Source organism: Leclercia sp. 119287 (genome assembly GCF_009734485.1).
Classification (GTDB): Bacteria; Pseudomonadota; Gammaproteobacteria; order Enterobacterales; family Enterobacteriaceae; genus Enterobacter; species Enterobacter adecarboxylatus_C.
The window spans coordinates 466,451-482,352 of the sequence record NZ_CP046445.1 but is presented as its reverse complement, the minus strand read 5'-3'; the positions used below and the strand labels follow the sequence as shown (position 1 = coordinate 482,352).

14 protein-coding genes are annotated in these 15,902 nt (G+C 56.1%); 7 read left to right on the top strand and 7 right to left on the bottom strand.

Annotated elements, in window-relative coordinates; all coding sequences use genetic code 11:
- Positions 1–145: 145 nt before the first annotated feature.
- Together ulaG and ulaR are read left to right on the top strand one after the other, a co-directional pair.
- Entirely contained in the window at positions 146–1,210 is a 1,065-nt protein-coding gene (ulaG, locus tag GNG27_RS02290; RefSeq protein WP_142487968.1) for an L-ascorbate 6-phosphate lactonase, read from the top strand.
- A gap of 108 nt (positions 1,211–1,318) precedes the next feature.
- Positions 1,319–2,074 (top strand): HTH-type transcriptional regulator UlaR, encoded by a 756-nt coding sequence (gene ulaR, locus GNG27_RS02285; RefSeq protein WP_156262756.1) that lies wholly within the window; start codon positions 1,319–1,321, stop codon positions 2,072–2,074.
- Here the strand turns inward: ulaR and yjfP are convergent.
- Positions 2,071–2,802 (bottom strand): esterase, encoded by a 732-nt coding sequence (yjfP, locus tag GNG27_RS02280; RefSeq protein WP_156265023.1) that lies wholly within the window; start codon positions 2,800–2,802, stop codon positions 2,071–2,073. The genes ulaR and yjfP overlap by 4 nt on opposite strands.
- A 138-nt stretch (positions 2,803–2,940) precedes the next feature.
- On the opposite strand from yjfP, the gene bsmA reads away from it, so the two are divergent.
- The 3 genes from bsmA to GNG27_RS02265 all read left to right on the top strand — a co-directional run bounded on the left by bsmA (position 2,941) and on the right by GNG27_RS02265 (position 5,792).
- Positions 2,941–3,270 (top strand): biofilm peroxide resistance protein BsmA, encoded by a 330-nt coding sequence (bsmA, locus tag GNG27_RS02275; RefSeq protein ID WP_156262755.1) that lies wholly within the window; start codon positions 2,941–2,943, stop codon positions 3,268–3,270.
- Positions 3,271–3,406: 136 nt separating this feature from the next.
- A complete protein-coding gene (yjfN, locus tag GNG27_RS02270) occupies positions 3,407–3,694 on the top strand; it encodes a DUF1471 family protease activator YjfN (RefSeq protein WP_142487965.1) in 288 nt (95 codons plus the stop codon).
- A gap of 172 nt (positions 3,695–3,866) precedes the next feature.
- Entirely contained in the window at positions 3,867–5,792 is a 1,926-nt protein-coding gene (locus tag GNG27_RS02265) for a methyl-accepting chemotaxis protein (RefSeq protein WP_156262754.1), read from the top strand.
- 3 nt (positions 5,793–5,795) lie between these two features.
- Here the strand turns inward: GNG27_RS02265 and GNG27_RS02260 are convergent, their stop codons facing one another.
- Positions 5,796–7,418, bottom strand: coding sequence for an isovaleryl-CoA dehydrogenase (locus tag GNG27_RS02260; protein ID WP_156262753.1), 1,623 nt, complete (start codon positions 7,416–7,418; stop codon positions 5,796–5,798).
- A gap of 183 nt (positions 7,419–7,601) precedes the next feature.
- On the opposite strand from GNG27_RS02260, the gene GNG27_RS02255 reads away from it, so the two are divergent.
- Positions 7,602–8,891, top strand: a complete 1,290-nt coding sequence (locus GNG27_RS02255) for an MFS transporter (protein WP_156262752.1) — start codon at positions 7,602–7,604, stop codon at positions 8,889–8,891.
- 91 nt (positions 8,892–8,982) lie between these two features.
- Here GNG27_RS02255 and rlmB read toward each other — a convergent pair whose 3' ends face one another.
- The 4 genes from rlmB to GNG27_RS02235 all read right to left on the bottom strand — a co-directional run bounded on the left by rlmB (position 8,983) and on the right by GNG27_RS02235 (position 14,185).
- Positions 8,983–9,714, bottom strand: coding sequence for a 23S rRNA (guanosine(2251)-2'-O)-methyltransferase RlmB (gene rlmB / locus GNG27_RS02250; protein ID WP_142487961.1), 732 nt, complete (start codon positions 9,712–9,714; stop codon positions 8,983–8,985).
- Positions 9,715–9,777: 63 nt separating this feature from the next.
- Positions 9,778–12,219: a ribonuclease R gene (rnr, locus tag GNG27_RS02245; protein WP_142487960.1), complete on the bottom strand. Its 2,442-nt coding sequence runs from the start codon at positions 12,217–12,219 to the stop codon at positions 9,778–9,780.
- Positions 12,220–12,257: 38 nt separating this feature from the next.
- Complete coding sequence (nsrR, locus tag GNG27_RS02240) at positions 12,258–12,683, bottom strand: nitric oxide-sensing transcriptional repressor NsrR (RefSeq protein WP_142487959.1); 426 nt, start codon at positions 12,681–12,683, stop codon at positions 12,258–12,260.
- Positions 12,684–12,886: 203 nt separating this feature from the next.
- Complete coding sequence (locus GNG27_RS02235; protein WP_142487958.1) at positions 12,887–14,185, bottom strand: adenylosuccinate synthase; 1,299 nt, start codon at positions 14,183–14,185, stop codon at positions 12,887–12,889.
- Positions 14,186–14,556: 371 nt separating this feature from the next.
- Here GNG27_RS02235 and GNG27_RS02230 point away from each other — a divergent pair, with 371 nt between their 5' ends.
- Positions 14,557–14,847, top strand: coding sequence for a hypothetical protein (locus GNG27_RS02230; RefSeq protein WP_142487957.1), 291 nt, complete (start codon positions 14,557–14,559; stop codon positions 14,845–14,847).
- Between the two features lie 53 nt (positions 14,848–14,900).
- Here the strand turns inward: GNG27_RS02230 and hflC are convergent, their stop codons facing one another.
- Complete coding sequence (gene hflC / locus GNG27_RS02225; RefSeq protein WP_142487956.1) at positions 14,901–15,902, bottom strand: protease modulator HflC; 1,002 nt, start codon at positions 15,900–15,902, stop codon at positions 14,901–14,903.

Sequence of the window (15,902 nt, the reverse complement as noted above, 5' to 3'; positions counted from 1 at the left end):
AAAATCATGGATCGTTTTTGTCAGAGACGTCCTTTCAGCGCGACATTTTGCTGTAAACAGGCCATTGCATTACTGACTCATTGGTGACAATATCAATCAAATTAAATCACCATATGATTAATTGTGAGAAAGAGGGAGTCTGACAATGAGTAAAGTGAACACCATTACCCGCGAATCATGGATCCTCAGCACCTTCCCGGAATGGGGAACCTGGCTGAATGAAGAGATTGAACAGGAGCAGGTTGCGCCAGGCACCTTTGCCATGTGGTGGCTGGGCTGTACCGGGATCTGGTTGAAATCCCAGGGTGGCGCGAATGTCTGTGTCGACTTCTGGTGCGGGACCGGCAAGCAAAGCCACGGTAATCCGCTAATGAAGAAAGGGCATCAGATGCAGCGTATGGCGGGGGTGCAAAAGCTGCAACCGAACCTGCGCACCACGCCGTTTGTCCTCGATCCGTTCGCCATCCGTCAGATCGATGCCGTGCTGGCAACCCACGATCATAACGATCACATTGATGTGAATGTCGCCGCCGCCGTAATGCAAAACTGTGCGCCAGACGTGCCCTTTATCGGCCCGCAAACCTGCGTGGATATCTGGATCGGCTGGGGCGTGCCACAGGATCGCTGCATCGTGGTGAAGCCGGGCGATGTGGTGAAAATCAAAGACATTGAAATCCACGCGCTGGATGCGTTTGACCGTACGGCGCTGATTACGCTGCCGGCAGATCAGAAGGCAGCCGGTGTGCTGCCAGACGGCATGGACGAGCGCGCGGTAAACTATCTGTTTAAAACCCCGGGCGGTACCCTGTACCACAGCGGCGACTCGCACTACTCCAACTACTATGCCAAGCACGGCAACGAGCACCATATCGACGTGGCGCTGGGTTCCTATGGCGAGAATCCACGCGGCATCACCGATAAAATGACCAGTGCCGATATTCTGCGCATGGCAGAAGCCCTCAATACTCAGGTGGTGATCCCGTTCCACCACGATATCTGGTCAAACTTCCAGGCCGATCCGCAGGAGATCCGCGTGCTGTGGGAGATGAAAAAAGATCGACTGAAATATGGCTTTAAGCCGTTTATCTGGCAGGTGGGCGGCAAGTTTACCTGGCCGCTGGATAAAGACAATTTTGAGTATCACTACCCGCGCGGCTTTGACGACTGCTTCACCATTGAGCCGGATCTGCCGTTCAAATCTTTCCTGTAATTGCTTCCCCCTCGCCAGGCGCTGCGCCTGGCGAGTCCATCATTTACTTAGTAATTTCAGGCTATTTCAAATATCATCTTTTAACATCAATTTATTTCGGAATAGCTCATGACAGAAGCACAGCGGCATCAAATCTTACTCGAACTCCTGGCGCAGACGGGGTTTGTTACCGTGGAACAAGTGATTGCCCGGCTGGGCGTTTCCCCTGCCACCGCGCGCCGGGATATTAATAAACTTGATGAAAGCGGGAAGCTGAAAAAAGTCCGTAACGGTGCGGAAGGGATCAGCCAACAACGCCCGCGCTGGTCTCCGATGAACATTCATCAGGCACAGAATCATGACGAGAAAGTGCGTATTGCCCGGGCCGCCTCCCAGCTGGTGAATCCCGGTGAAAGCGTGGTGATTAACTGTGGCTCAACTGCCTTTCTGCTGGGTCGCGAAATGTGCGGCAAGCCGGTGCAGATCATTACCAACTACCTGCCGCTGGCCAACTACCTCATCGATCAGGAGCACGAAAGCGTGGTGATCATGGGCGGACAGTACAACAAGAGCCAGTCCATTACCTTAAGTCCGCAGGACAGCGAGAACACGCTCTATGCCGGGCACTGGATGTTTACCAGCGGGAAAGGACTTACCGCCGAAGGGCTGTATAAAACCGATATGCTGACGGCGATGGCGGAACAGAACATGCTGAACGTGGTCGGCAAACTGGTGGTGCTGGTTGACAGCAGCAAGGTCGGGGAGCGCGCGGGAATGTTATTCAGCCGCGCCGAGCAGATAGACCTGGTGATCACCGGTAAAAGTGCTGACCCACAGATCCTCCAGAAACTGGAAGATCAGGGGGTGAAGATCCTGCGCGTTTAAAGATGCTGACGGAAAAACGCCACCGTGGCATCGAGGGCAGTCGGCGTAATGCGATGTTTCACCCCTCCCTCCCACAAGCAGGTCAGGTTTTTGTCCAGCCCTTCATGCCGCAATGCCTGCTGCAAACGGAAGGTCTCCGCGGCGGGCACCACATCATCCTCTTCCCCGTGCCACAGCAGCAGCGGACGATCGGCCAGCCGGGGTAGCCTGGTCGTTACTTCCCAGTCGGCAAGCGGAGAGACCATCTCCGCGAAGGACGCAGATGGCTGTGGGGGGAACAGCGTAGGGGCTAGCGAGGTAAAGTAGCCAGAGCCCATCAGGCTTGCCACGCATTTCACCTCCGGATGGCGCGCCATGATGCCCAGCGCGGTCATCCCGCCCATCGAGGCCCCGGCCACCGCAAGACGTTCATCCGCCACCAGCCCGGCCTGATACAAACCATCCCGTAGCGCGGCAAATTCAGTGAGGTTGCCATGCAGGATCGGCCAGAACTGCCCCAGACGAGCCTGCTCATCCCCCGTAAAGCGTGCGCCATGATCCGGTGCATCCGGCATTACCACCCGAAAACCGGCCTGCGCCAGGGCAACCGCAAAATAGCTGTAGACCAGCTTTGATGAGGTAAAACCATGATAAAAAATAACAACCGGCAACGGCTGAGACAGTTTTCCCGCCGGAACGGCATGTACACTCTCATGGTCGCCGAATTGTCGTATTTCAAGCTCAATCATCATTGGGCCTCATGCTAAAGGGTGATTTAAAATGTTGAGAACTGGATTACGCTTTCGCACAATTTTCATTCGAAATTTACGCCACAGCTAACAATTTGGGAACATTCCCCCAATCCTAAATCAACAGAGTTCTACACTATGGCTATCAGGAAACGAGATATGGTTATGCGAAGGTTTGCTGCTTTATTGCTGATGCTGGTGTTGGGCGGATGTAGCGCGTTAGAAGGCACGCCACAGCCTGCACCACCGGTTGCCGACCACCCACAAGAGATTCGTCGTAATCAGACGGAAGGATTACAACGGATGGGTACCGTCACCGCACTTGAGCGAGGCTCTCCCGCAGATGTGGAAGATGCCATCAAAGCAAAAGCCGTCGCCGCGAAAGCAGATTACTACGTCATTATCCTTATCGATGAAACCATCGTGACGGGACAATGGTACTCGCAGGCCATTTTATACCGTAAATAACGCGCGGTATTTAAACGACATTTACACTGCTTTGCGTCCATAGACGTTTTCCTGTCCACAATAAACTCCATGCCTGCGGCAATGGAAATGAGTTTATTTGCGAAGGATTGCCCGGCGGATACCGGGGACACGTAAAATGGAGCTGACGATGAAACGATCTCTTGCTTTGACCTCACTGTTACTCTCAGCCGGTCTGGTGAGTACTGCCGCTCAGTCAGCCGAATTTGCCAGCGCTGATTGTGTGACGGGTTTGAATGAAATTGGACTGATTTCCGTGAGTGATATCTCAGGGAGTCCGCAGGATGTAGAGCGCATGATCGCGCTTAAAGCAGATGAACAGGGAGCGTCGTGGTATCGCATCATAACCATGCAGGAAGACAGCCATGTTGATCGCTGGCGGGTACAAGCCATTCTCTACGCCTGAAAAGCGCCGATAAAAAGCCACTAAAAAAGAGTGGCTTTTTAACATTTACAATTTTATTATCCTTGCCGCTACTACCCTGAGACATTCTTGTAACATTTTGTTACATAAACCCAATAAATGTTATCCCCGCTCTGCCGTTGAAAAGCGTTACCTTTTTAGCAATGAGCAATTTATGATCAACTTTTTTCGCCGTGCAGGTCTGGGCACAAAGCTATCGCTGCTTACCGGCTTGAGTGTCGCTACACTCTTTCTGCTTTTCACTTTTCTCCTGAGCTATAACACCAGTCAAAAACTCGAATCCCTGGCTATAGAAGACCTGCATAATCAGTCCACCGGCGTGGTGGACATGGTGCAGATGTTCAATACCAGCCTCACCGAAGAGGTGGAGAGCTATACCCGTCTGTTCACCACCTTTTTGCCGCAGCCGCTGAGCCTTGACGTCAGCCAGCCCCGCACCATCAACGGTCAGAACGTTCCGCTGCTGAAAGGCGGCGATACGGAACTCCATGAGAACAACACCACGCCCGATGATTTCCTGAATCGCACCGGTGCTATCTCGACGCTGTTTGTCCGCAACGGCGATGACTTCGTCCGCGTGGCAACCTCGCTGCGTAAAGAGAACGGCGATCGGGCCATCGGGACGGTACTGGATCATGCCAGTCCTGCCTGGGCGGTAGTCACCAAAGGTGAGGTTTATCGCGGCCTCGCCCTGCTGTTCGGCAAACGCTATATCACCCAGTATCAGCCGGTAAAAGACGCGGGCGGGCAGGTGATCGCCATTATCTTCGTTGGGGTCGACATTACTCACTCGTGGAACGTCATGCGCGAGAAGATCCTCAGCCGTCGTCTGGGCGAGAGCGGTCACTTCTTTGTACTGGACCGCAGTAACGGCAAAAATCACGGCCAGTACCTGTTCCATAGCGCAGAAGAGGGGCGGTTGCCGACGTGGGAGAATGGCGTTCAGCAGCAGCTGTTGGGGGATAAATCCGGCACCCTGGAGCGCCAGAGCGCCGATGGTCGCACGCTGATTATGGCCTGGACGCCGCTCCCGGGCTGGAACTGGACCATCGTGGGCGAGGTGGATAAAACCGTCCTGCTGGCCGATGTGACCAGCCTGCGGGATCGCTTCCTGCTGGCCGGCGTGGCCCTGTCCGCACTCTTCGCCATGCTGTTCGTGTTTATCATCCGCCGCTGGCTTTCACGCCCGCTGCGCGATGTGATTGGTCTGGCAGAACAATATGCTGCCGGCGATCTACGCGCTACCCTGCCTGCCACTCGTCAGGATGAGGTGGGCCAGCTGATCAATGCCATCAACGGCATTGGCGGCGGTCTGCAAAAAATCGTGCTGCAGGTGCGCGAAGCCGCGGGAGATATCCATCTGGGAACCAACGCCCTGGCAGCGGATACCGGCGAGATCTCTGAGCAGATCAACAAGCAGGCCAGCAGCGTGGAAGAGACCTCCGCCAGCATGGAGCAGCTGGCGGCCAGCGTGCAGCAGAATGCGGCCAATATGGAGCAGACCCAGCAGCTGGTGGGCGAAACCTCCCGGGCGGTGCATCAGGGCGGAGAGACCGTCAGCAATGCTGTTGCCACCATGGACGATATTCGCGAAGCATCGAAACGCATCGAAGCCATCACGCGGGTAATTGAAGGGATCGCTTTCCAGACCAATATTCTGGCGCTGAACGCCGCTGTAGAAGCCGCCCGGGCGGGAGAGCACGGTAAAGGCTTCGCCGTGGTGGCCCAGGAAGTCCGTGCCCTGGCAGCGCGTAGCGCCAATGCGGTGAAGGAGATTGAACAGCTGATTGGCGATACGCTCAGCAAGGTAAGCGAGGGCCACGCCCTGTCGGAGCAGACCCGGCATGCGATGGAGAGCATCATCGAGCACATCGACAATATCAATCAGCTGGTTACGGAGATAAACCATGCCTCCCGCGAGCAGTCGGCAGGCATTGGTCAGGTGAACCTGGCGATGACGCATATCGGCGAAGCGTCGCATATCAACGCCGACCGCGTCTCGCGCAGTGAACAGACGGCGCAGGTTCTGCGCGGGAAGGGTTCACACCTGACCGATCTGGTCAGCCTGTTCCGCCTGTAAGGATCAGGCCACGCCGCCCGTGGCGCGCAGCAGCAGGTCGTCCTGGACCTGCTCGCTGAGCAGGGATCCTCCCCGGGCGTCGAGCATTTCACGGCACCAGGCCTGCGCCACCGGCGGTGATGCATGGCGCAACATCTGTGCCCCCGCGCCCAGCAGGAAGATCTGCCGGGCGATCTCCCTTCCCTGCGCCTCCTGTGGTTTACGTAGCTTCTGCTGTAGCTGACGCCAGCTTCGATCGAAGTGCCGATCCTGCCCCTTCACGTCGGCAAAATCATCGGCCAGCAGATCCATCACCGCAGGCTGCTTCGCCAGCACCCGCAGCACATCCAGCCCCATGATATTGCCCGAGCCCTCCCAGATACTGTTGACCGGCATCTCCCGGTACAGGCGCGGCAGCTCGCTCTCTTCGCAATAGCCGATGCCGCCAAGGACCTCCATCGCTTCGGCGACGAACGGGATCCCCGCTTTACAGATCGCCAGTTTCGCGGCCGGGGTAAACAGCCGCGCCCACAGAGCTTCGTGCTCGCTGTCACGGCGATCCCAGGCCCGCGCCAGGCGGAACAGGAGCGCCGTCTGCCCCTCCAGCTGGAGCGCCATGCGACTTAACACATCGCGCATCAGCGGCTGATCGATCAGGTTTTTGCCAAAGGTCTGTCGCTGGTGGGCATGATATAACGCCACCGAGAATGCCCGGCGCATCAGGCCGTGGCTGCCCAGCGCGCAGTCGAAACGGGTGAGGCCGCCCATCTTCAGGATCTGGCGCACGCCTTCACCCTCTTCGCCCAGCAGCCAGCCGGTAGCGTCGAGAAACTCGGCTTCACTGCTGGCGTTGGAGCGGTTGCCCAGCTTGTCTTTCAGACGCTCCAGATGCACGGCATTGCGCAGGCCGTCAGGCAGAAAACGGGGAACGAAAAAGCACGACAGGCCGCCTTTCGCCTGTGCCAGCACCAGGTGCGCATCGCTTTGCGGCACCGAGAAAAACCACTTATGGCCCACCAGCCGGTAGCTGCCGTCGCTGCAGCGCTCTGCCCGGGTGGTATTGCTGAGGACATCCGATCCGCCCTGCTTTTCCGTCATCCCCATACCGATTAACAGACCGCGCTTCTGGTTACCCGGCGCCAGATGGGAGTCATACCGATCGCTAAGGAGCGGCGTCAGCCAGTCGTGGAAGGATCGCGGTAACACCTGTTGCAACAGCGGCGTGGCGGCATGGGTCATGGTGATCGGGCAGAGCGTGCCGGCTTCTACCTGCGCATGCAGGATAAAACGCGCTGCCCGGGCTACGAAGGCCCCTTTGCGCGCCTCCTCTTCCCACGCCAGGTTATGTACCCGGTTGGCGCAGAGGCCCTGCATCAGCAGATGCCACGCGGGATGAAAGCGCACATCGTCCAGCCGGGTTCCGCTGGCGTCAAAACGCAGCAGCTCGGGTGGATTGACGTTGGCGAGGCGGCCCAGTTCCAGTGATTCTGCGGTACCCAGCTGCTGGCCGATACTGGCGAGTAGCTCGGCGTCCCAGTCGGCACCTTCACGGCTGACCGCTTCACACAGGGCTCGGTCGGAAAGAAAAAGGTTGCTGTTGGTGAGTGGCGCAGGCTGATTAAAAACAGTGTGCGTCTGCCAGTGCATAATGTATCCCTCCTTCTATGGCAATGAGGTAATTATGGACAGAGCGGGCAGACGCTGCACGAAAGCGGTCGCAAAATATCGCCCCTTGCAAGCGTGAATTAGCTCACACAATGAACGAATAATAAATTTCCCATCTGTTTTTATGGTGAATAATTTATTCTTACCCTCATGGAGAGAATAACGATGCAATCCACTCAGCGGGCGCCGGATGCCCATAAGCGTGCTTTAGTTGCTGGCTCTATTGGTAACTTTATCGAATGGTATGAATTTGCGGTGTACGGTTTTCTGGCCACCGTGATTGCAAAAAACTTTTTCCAGCTCAGCGGTGAGGCCGGGCTGACCAGCCTGATCCTCACCTACGCCTCTTTTGCTATCGCCTTTTTCTTCCGTCCGCTGGGCGCTATCGTCTTCGGGCGGCTCGGCGATCGTATCGGGCGCAAGCCCACGCTGATCATCGTGCTGGTGATGATGACCCTGGCCACGGCGGCGATCGGCGTCGTGCCGGTGTATGCCAGTATCGGCATTGCCGCGCCGCTGCTCATCACCGGCCTGCGGATCCTGCAGGGGCTGTTCGCCGGCGGCGAGTATGGCGGCGCAGTGTCGCTGATGACCGAGTTCGCTCCACGCGGCAAACGCGGACTGTACGGCGCATGGCAGTCCTTTACCGTTGCGCTGGGTCTGCTGGCCGGGGCGGGGATCGTGGCGCTGCTCTCGGCGTTGCTGACGCCAGAAGCTTTACACGACTGGGGCTGGCGCATCCCGTTCTTTATTGCCCTGCCGCTGGGGGCGGTGGCCCTGTGGCTGCGGGTGAGCATGGAAGAGACGCCGAGCTTCGTGAAACAGCAAACCAAACCGGTGGTGGTGAAGGCGCGGACCGGTGACACCCTGAAGGCCATCGTGATGGGGATCGGCCGGGTGATGGTGTGGTCTGCCGCGGGCTATACCTATCTGGTGATCATGCCCGCCTATCTGCAATCGGCCCTGCATACCGGCTTTAACCAGGCGCTACTGATTGCGGTGATCTCCAATGTCGGCTTTGCGCTGACCATTATTCCGTCGGGGATCCTAAGTGACCGCATCGGACGGCGCACGGTGATGGTGGCTGCCGCCGCACTGCTGCTGATCCTTGCCCTGCCGCTGCTGAAAATTTTGCAGGCGGAATCCAGCACCCTGGCGGTGAAAGCGATAGTGGTGCTGATTGCCGGTGGACTGGTGGGGATGCTGGCAGGGCCAGGACCCGCCATGTTGTCAGAGATGTTCCCGACGCGAGTGCGCTATACCGGGCTGGGGCTGGCTTATTCACTGTCGAACGCCATATTTTCGGGGTGCGCGGGCTTAATCATTACCGGACTGATAAAAGAGACCGGGAATCTGGATATTCCGGCGTATTACGTCATGGCGACGGCGGTGGTGAGTATTGTGGCGCTGATGACGCTCAGGAAGGATGACCATTTGCGGTCGCTGGAGGAGTGAGGTATGTGCCGGGTGGCGCTGCGCTTACCCGGCCTACGGAATCGAGCTTTTGTAGGCCGGGTAAGGCGAAGCCGCCACCCGGCACAACAGGCTACCCGCGCTGGCGCACCGCTTCAAACAGGCAGATGCCGGTTGCTACGGAGACGTTCAGGGACGAAACGCTGCCCGCCATCGGAATGCTGATCAGCTCGTCGCAGTGCTCGCGGGTCAGACGACGCATACCTTCGCCTTCGGCACCCATCACCAGCGCCATGCGGCCGGTCATTTTGCTCTGGAACAGGGTATGGTCCGCTTCACCTGCGGTACCTACGATCCAGATATTCTCTTCCTGCAGCTGACGCATGGTGCGCGCCAGGTTGGTCACGCGGATCAGCGGCACATTTTCCGCCGCGCCACAGGCCACTTTTTTGGCCGTCGCGTTGAGCTGTGCGGAACGGTCCCGAGGCACGATCACCGCGTGGACACCCGCCGCATCGGCGCTGCGCAGGCAGGCACCGAGGTTGTGCGGATCGGTCACGCCGTCGAGGATCAGGAAGAACGGATTATCCAGAGTTGCGATGAGATCCGGCAGATCGTTTTCCTGATACTGGCGGCCCGGCTTCACGCGGGCGATGATCCCCTGGTGTACCGCGCCTTCGCTTTTCTCATCCAGATATTGACGGTTCGCCAGCTGGATCACCACGCCCTGCGCTTCCAGGGCATGGATCAGCGGCATCAGGCGTTTGTCTTCACGCCCTTTCAGAATAAATACTTCCTGAAAACGCTCCGGTGCGCGCTCCAGCAGGGCCTGCACCGCATGGATGCCGTAAATCATTTCACTCATTGATGATTCTCATTAATTACTGTACTCCTCTCCCAAAAGGGAGAGGATCAAGGTCAGGGAAAATTATTCCGCTACTTTTTTCTTCGCTGCGCGCTTTGCTTTGGTCGCGGCGGCGATTTTCTGGGATTTAGCCGAGGGCTTTTTCGCTGCTCTGGCTTCTTTCTTCGCGGCCTTCGGCTTCTGTTTTTTCTCGCCGCGGAAGGCGCTGTCCGGCTCGAAGTTTACCTTTTTACCGGCCTGACGTCGTTTGCCGCTGGTTTTACCGGCAGTCCCTTTCTTCGCTTTCTCACGCTCGGTTTTACCCAGGTTGCGCGGCGCACGCTCGCTGGAGATCAGGCTGAAATCAATCTTGCGCTCGTCCATGTTGACGGCTTCCACCTTCACTTCCACGCGATCGCCCAGACGATAGGTTTGACCGCCCGATTCGCCAATCAGACGCTGGCCAACCTGGTCAAACCGGTAGTAGTCATTATCCAGGCTGGAGACATGCACCAGACCATCAATGAACAATTCATCAAGACGCACAAAGAAGCCAAAGCCGGTAACGCTGGCAATCACGCCCTTAAACACGTTCCCGACCTGATCCAGCATGAAGTCACACTTCAGCCAGTCAGCAACATCACGGGTTGCTTCATCCGCGCGGCGTTCCGCCATCGAACAGTGCTGGCCCAGCTGCAGCATCTCTTCCATGGAGTAGTGGTAACCCCCGGTTTCCGTGGTGTTGCCCTTGTGGCCCTGCTCCTGCGCCAGCAGATATTTAATGGCGCGGTGCAGAGAGAGGTCCGGGTAACGACGGATCGGCGAGGTAAAGTGGGCGTATGACTGCAATGCCAGGCCGAAGTGGCCGCGGTTTTCCGGATCGTAAATCGCCTGCTTCATGGAGCGCAGCAGCATGGTTTGCAGCATTTCCGCGTCAGGACGATCGCTGATGGACTCCAGCAGCTCGGCGTAATCGCGCGGCTCGGGTTTGTTGCCGCCCGGCAGCTCAAGGCCCAGCTCCGCCAGCACGGTACGGAACGAGGTGATGGCTTCGGTGGTCGGTTTATCGTGAATACGGAACAGCGCGGGCTCTTTGGCCTTCTCAACGAAGCGCGCCGCGGAGATGTTCGCCAGGATCATGCACTCTTCAATCAGCTTGTGCGCATCGTTACGCTGGGTCTGTTCGATCCGCTCGATGCGACGTTCGGCGTTGAAGATGAACTTCGCCTCTTCACTCTCAAATGAGATACCGCCGCGCTCTTCACGCGCCTGATCCAGCACTTTATAGAGGTTATGCAGCTCTTCGATATGCTTCACCAGCGGCGCATACTGTTCACGCAGATCCTGGTCACCCTGCAGCATATGCCACACTTTGGTGTAGGTCAGGCGAGCATGTGAACTCATCACCGCTTCATAGAATTTGTAGCCGGTTAAACGCCCTTTGGTGGAGATGGTCATTTCACACACCATGCACAGACGGTCAACCTGCGGGTTGAGCGAGCATAAACCGTTGGAGAGCACTTCCGGCAGCATCGGCACAACCTGCGACGGGAAGTAAACCGAGGTGCCACGGTTGCGGGCTTCACCATCCAGCGGGGTGCCGGTCCGAACGTAATAGCTCACATCCGCAATCGCCACCCACAGGCGCCAGCCCCCGCCGCGTTTTTTCTCGCAGTAGACGGCGTCATCGAAGTCGCGGGCGTCTTCGCCATCGATAGTGACCAGCGGCAGGCTGCGCAGATCCACCCGGCCTGCTTTTGCCGATTCCGGTACTTGCTCTTTCAGGCCTTCAACCTGCTCTTCAACCGCTTTTGGCCAGACGTACGGAATTTCGTGGGTACGCAGCGCCATGTCCACGGCCATGCCGGTGCCCATGTTATCGCCCAGCACTTCGACGATCTTACCGATCGCTTTGGTACGGCGGGTTGGACGCTGGGTCAGTTCAACCACCACCACAAAGCCCATCCGCGCGCCCATCACCTCTTCCGGCGGAATCAGGATGTCAAAACTCAGACGACTGTCGTCCGGGACCACAAAACCGACACCGGCGTCGGTGAAGTAGCGGCCCACGATCTGGCTGGTTTTCGGCACCAGCACGCGCACCACGCGCGCCTCACGACGACCTTTACGATCGGCACCCAGCGGCTGGGCCAGGATCTGGTCACCGTGAATGCACATCTTCATCTGTTCAGAGGAGAGGTACAGGTCGTCCTTGCGGCCTTCGACGCGCAGGAAGCCGAAACCATCACGGTGGCCAATCACCATGCCTTTCAGCAGGTCGAGACGTTCAGGCAGGGCATAGCACTGACGACGGGTAAAGACCAGTTGTCCGTCACGCTCCATAGCGCGCAGACGACGGCGAAGGGCTTCAATTTGCTCTTCGCCTTCAATGTTTAATTCAACGGCAAGTTCTTCACGATTAGCGGGTTTTTCGCGTTTAGTTAAGTGTTCAATGATGAACTCGCGGCTTGGGATAGGATTAGCGTATTTTTCAGCTTCGCGTTCCTGGAAAGGATCTTGTGACATATCGGTTCCTCCGTTGTCATCTCCGGTGGAAATTTTCTTCATTCCACCAGCAATAATTTATACAGCGGTTGATTCTCTTCAACCAAATCGGCCAGCGTGTAGTTATCCAGCTCCATGAGAAAACTTTGCACGGCCTTAGAAAGCGCCTGTTTCAGACGACAGGCGGGGGTAATGTGGCAGAACTCGCTGCTGCAGTTCACCAGAGACAACGGCTCCAGTTCACGTACCACATCGCCAACACGAATACTCTGTGCCGGTTTACCGAGGCGGATGCCGCCATTTTTCCCTCGGACGGCAGCAACATATCCGGCACGGCTAAGTTGATTGATTATTTTGACCATATGATTACGGGACACACCGTACACCTCTGTCACCTCAGAGATACTGGTCATCTGCCCATCGGGTAACGACGCCATGTAGATCAGCGCGCGTAATCCGTAATCGGTGAAACTTGTTAACTGCACATCAACCTCAGGAAAAGGGTAAATCGCGGTGTATCCGCAGAGATATTCATTAATGATGATAAACCAGCCAGATAGTCAACGGCGAATTTATTTAAACTGAAAGGAGGGAAGGAGAAGGAAAAAGCCGGATACGCGATGCTTATCCGGCCTACGATGGGGTTTTGTAAGCCCGGCAAGCGCAACGCCGCCGGGCAAAACCATCATTATGCGTCGAACGGATCGCGCAGAATCATCGTCTCACTACGGTCCGGGCCGGTAGAGATAATATCAATCGGCACACCGGTCAGTTCTTCAATGCGCTGGATATAATCCAGTGCCGCCTGCGGCAGGCCGCTACGCTCTTTCACGCCGAAGGTGGTTTCAGACCAGCCTGGCATGGTTTCGTAGATTGGCTCAATGCCCTGCCAGTCATCAGCTGCCAGCGGAGTGGTGGCCACTTCGCGGCCATCCGGCATACGATAGGCAACGCAGATTTTCACTTCTTTCAGGCCGTCCAGGACGTCCAGTTTGGTCAGGCAGAAGCCAGACAGGGAGTTGATCTGCACCGCACGGCGCACAGCAACCGCATCCAGCCAGCCGGTACGACGACGACGACCGGTGGTCGCGCCAAACTCGTTACCCTGCTTGCAGAGGAACTCGCCGATGTCATCAAACAGCTCGGTCGGGAATGGACCCGCACCCACGCGAGTGGAGTAAGCTTTGATGATACCCAGAACGTAATCCACATAACGTGGGCCCAGGCCAGAGCCGGTTGCCACGCCACCCGCGGTGGTGTTTGAGGAAGTTACGTACGGATAGGTACCGTGGTCGATATCCAGCAGCGTACCCTGCGCACCTTCGAACATGACGAAATCGCCACGCTGACGCGCCTGGTCCAGCAGATCGGAAACATCAACAACCATACCGGTCAGGATGTCGGCAACCGCCATCACATCGTCCAGTACTTTCTGGTAGTCAACCGCGTCAACTTTATAGAAATTCACCAGCTGGAAGTTGTGATATTCCATCACTTCTTTCAGTTTTTCAGCAAAGGTGGCTTTGTCGAACAGGTCGCCAACGCGCAGACCGCGACGGGCAACTTTATCTTCGTAAGCCGGGCCGATACCACGACCGGTGGTACCGATCGCTTTCGCGCCACGCGCTTTTTCACGAGCCAGGTCCAGCGCAACGTGGTAGTCGAGGATCAGCGGACAGGCTTCGGAGAGCAGCAGACGTTCGCGAACCGGGATGCCACGGTCTTCCAGGCCTTTCATCTCTTTCATCAGCGCAGCAGGAGACAGCACAACACCGTTACCGATGATGCTGGTCACATTGTCACGAAGAATGCCTGATGGAATAAGATGGAGGACGGTTTTTTCACCGTTGATTACGAGAGTATGGCCCGCGTTGTGACCACCCTGATAACGCACAACAAATTTAGCACGTTCAGTCAGAAGATCGACGATCTTCCCTTTACCTTCGTCACCCCATTGGGTGCCCAGTACGACGACGTTGTTACCCATTTTTCAAAATCACCGATTGCTTAAAAATGGATTCTACCATCGGTTTTGATGATGTTCAGCTTTTTTTGTATACAAATTTCGTCGAAATTGACGGGTTCATCAGCAGTTAAACGATTACCTCAATATCTTGTGTGACAGACCGATTTTTATCACAAGCGGTGCGGTAGAGACGAAATAATGCCGTGTTGAAATAGTCACAATATCTATTTCATCTTCAAATATTACTGCTTTCTGTTATGCGTCAATGTGATTCAAAGAGATGAGATAAAATTCACAACCCTCTGGTATTGCTGAATATTTCAAAGGTTGTCAGGATCGTTTCGCGCCGCCAGAGGGCGGAGCTAAATAACTAAATAATTAGGATGATTATAATGAAAGAATTAACAGCGTTTGAAATTGAATGTGTCAGCGGTGCTGGCTGGCTGCAGGATGGTCTGGCTTCTTTAGGTAGCAAAATTGGGACTGCTGCATGGTCAATGGGTACCGATCTGCTGAGTGTTGACCTGCCGCTGATTGGCACCGTTAATCTTTCCACTATCGCCCCGGACCTGGGAGAAAAAGTGGGTTCAACCATTGGTTCTACTGTGGGTGGTATGATTGAATCAACCCTGGCAAGCCTGCCAATTGTCGGCGGCCTGCTGAATAAACTGCTGGGTAACTAAGCCTTACTTTTGTGGTAAAAAAAATGGCGCCTCAGTGAGGCGCCATTTTAGTTTTAGCGGCTGGCAGCCGGTGATTTCATGTAGCGGAAGAAATCGCTGTCCGGGCTCAGCACCATCACATCCTGGTTGCTCTGGAAGCTACTTTCGTAAGCGCGCAGGCTACGGATAAAGGCGTAGAAGTCTGGATCCTGGCTGAACGCATCGGCGAACAGTTTTGCCGCTTCAGCATCACCTTCACCACGCATTATACGACCCTGACGCTCAGCTTCCGCCAGCGTTTTAGTGACTTCATAGTCTGCCGTTGCGCGAAGCTTCTCAGCCTCTTCCTGACCCTGTGAACGATGGCGACGGGCTACCGCTTCACGCTCAGCGCGCATACGGTTGTAGATCGCTTCAGACACCTCGGCCGGGAGGTTGATCTGCTTGATACGCACGTCAACCACTTCAATACCCAGCGCAGCCATACTGTTCGGGTTGATCACCGGCACTTTGCCGTTGGTTTCAGCCTGAACGCGCTCGGCGGCTTTGGCAATCGCATCGTCTGCTGCCGGTGTTTCGACTTCATCTTCTGTGCCTGCGGATCCAGAGTTCAGCGCATCGCGCACTTCCAGGGTCAGACGACCACGGGAGTCGGTCACGATGTCTTTCACATCCAGACGACCAATCTCAGAACGCAGACGGTCAGAGAACTTACGTTTCAGCAGCACTTCGGCCTGGGAGACGTCACCGCCGCCTGTTGCCAGGAAGTAGCGGCTGAAATCACTGATACGCCATTTGATGTAAGAATCAACGATCAGGTCTTTCTTCTCTTTAGTCACGAAACGGTCGGCCTGGTTATCCATCGTCTGGATACGCGCATCAAGCGTTTTCACGGACTGGATAAAAGGAACCTTAAAGTGCAGGCCCGGCTCATAGATCACCGGACGCTTGTCACCGTCACGCACGACGCTGCTGAACTGGAATTTAATCCCTCGCTCGCCCTCTTTCACCACAAAGATCGAGGTGTAAAGCACGACCAGTACGATAATGATGATCGCAATAACTGACTTACGCAT

Coding starts and splice junctions, on each gene's coding strand:
- GNG27_RS02265 (WP_156262754.1), top strand. CDS start 3,867: ATGATCAACTTTTTTCGCCGTGCAGGTCTGGGCACAAAGCTATCGCTG.
- ulaG (WP_142487968.1), top strand. CDS start 146: ATGAGTAAAGTGAACACCATTACCCGCGAATCATGGATCCTCAGCACC.
- GNG27_RS02260 (WP_156262753.1), bottom strand. CDS start 7,418: ATGCACTGGCAGACGCACACTGTTTTTAATCAGCCTGCGCCACTCACC.
- rlmB (WP_142487961.1), bottom strand. CDS start 9,714: ATGAGTGAAATGATTTACGGCATCCATGCGGTGCAGGCCCTGCTGGAG.
- bsmA (WP_156262755.1), top strand. CDS start 2,941: ATGGCTATCAGGAAACGAGATATGGTTATGCGAAGGTTTGCTGCTTTA.
- yjfN (WP_142487965.1), top strand. CDS start 3,407: ATGGAGCTGACGATGAAACGATCTCTTGCTTTGACCTCACTGTTACTC.
- yjfP (WP_156265023.1), bottom strand. CDS start 2,802: ATGATTGAGCTTGAAATACGACAATTCGGCGACCATGAGAGTGTACAT.
- hflC (WP_142487956.1), bottom strand. CDS start 15,902: ATGCGTAAGTCAGTTATTGCGATCATCATTATCGTACTGGTCGTGCTT.
- ulaR (WP_156262756.1), top strand. CDS start 1,319: ATGACAGAAGCACAGCGGCATCAAATCTTACTCGAACTCCTGGCGCAG.
- rnr (WP_142487960.1), bottom strand. CDS start 12,219: ATGTCACAAGATCCTTTCCAGGAACGCGAAGCTGAAAAATACGCTAAT.
- GNG27_RS02230 (WP_142487957.1), top strand. CDS start 14,557: ATGAAAGAATTAACAGCGTTTGAAATTGAATGTGTCAGCGGTGCTGGC.
- GNG27_RS02235 (WP_142487958.1), bottom strand. CDS start 14,185: ATGGGTAACAACGTCGTCGTACTGGGCACCCAATGGGGTGACGAAGGT.
- GNG27_RS02255 (WP_156262752.1), top strand. CDS start 7,602: ATGCAATCCACTCAGCGGGCGCCGGATGCCCATAAGCGTGCTTTAGTT.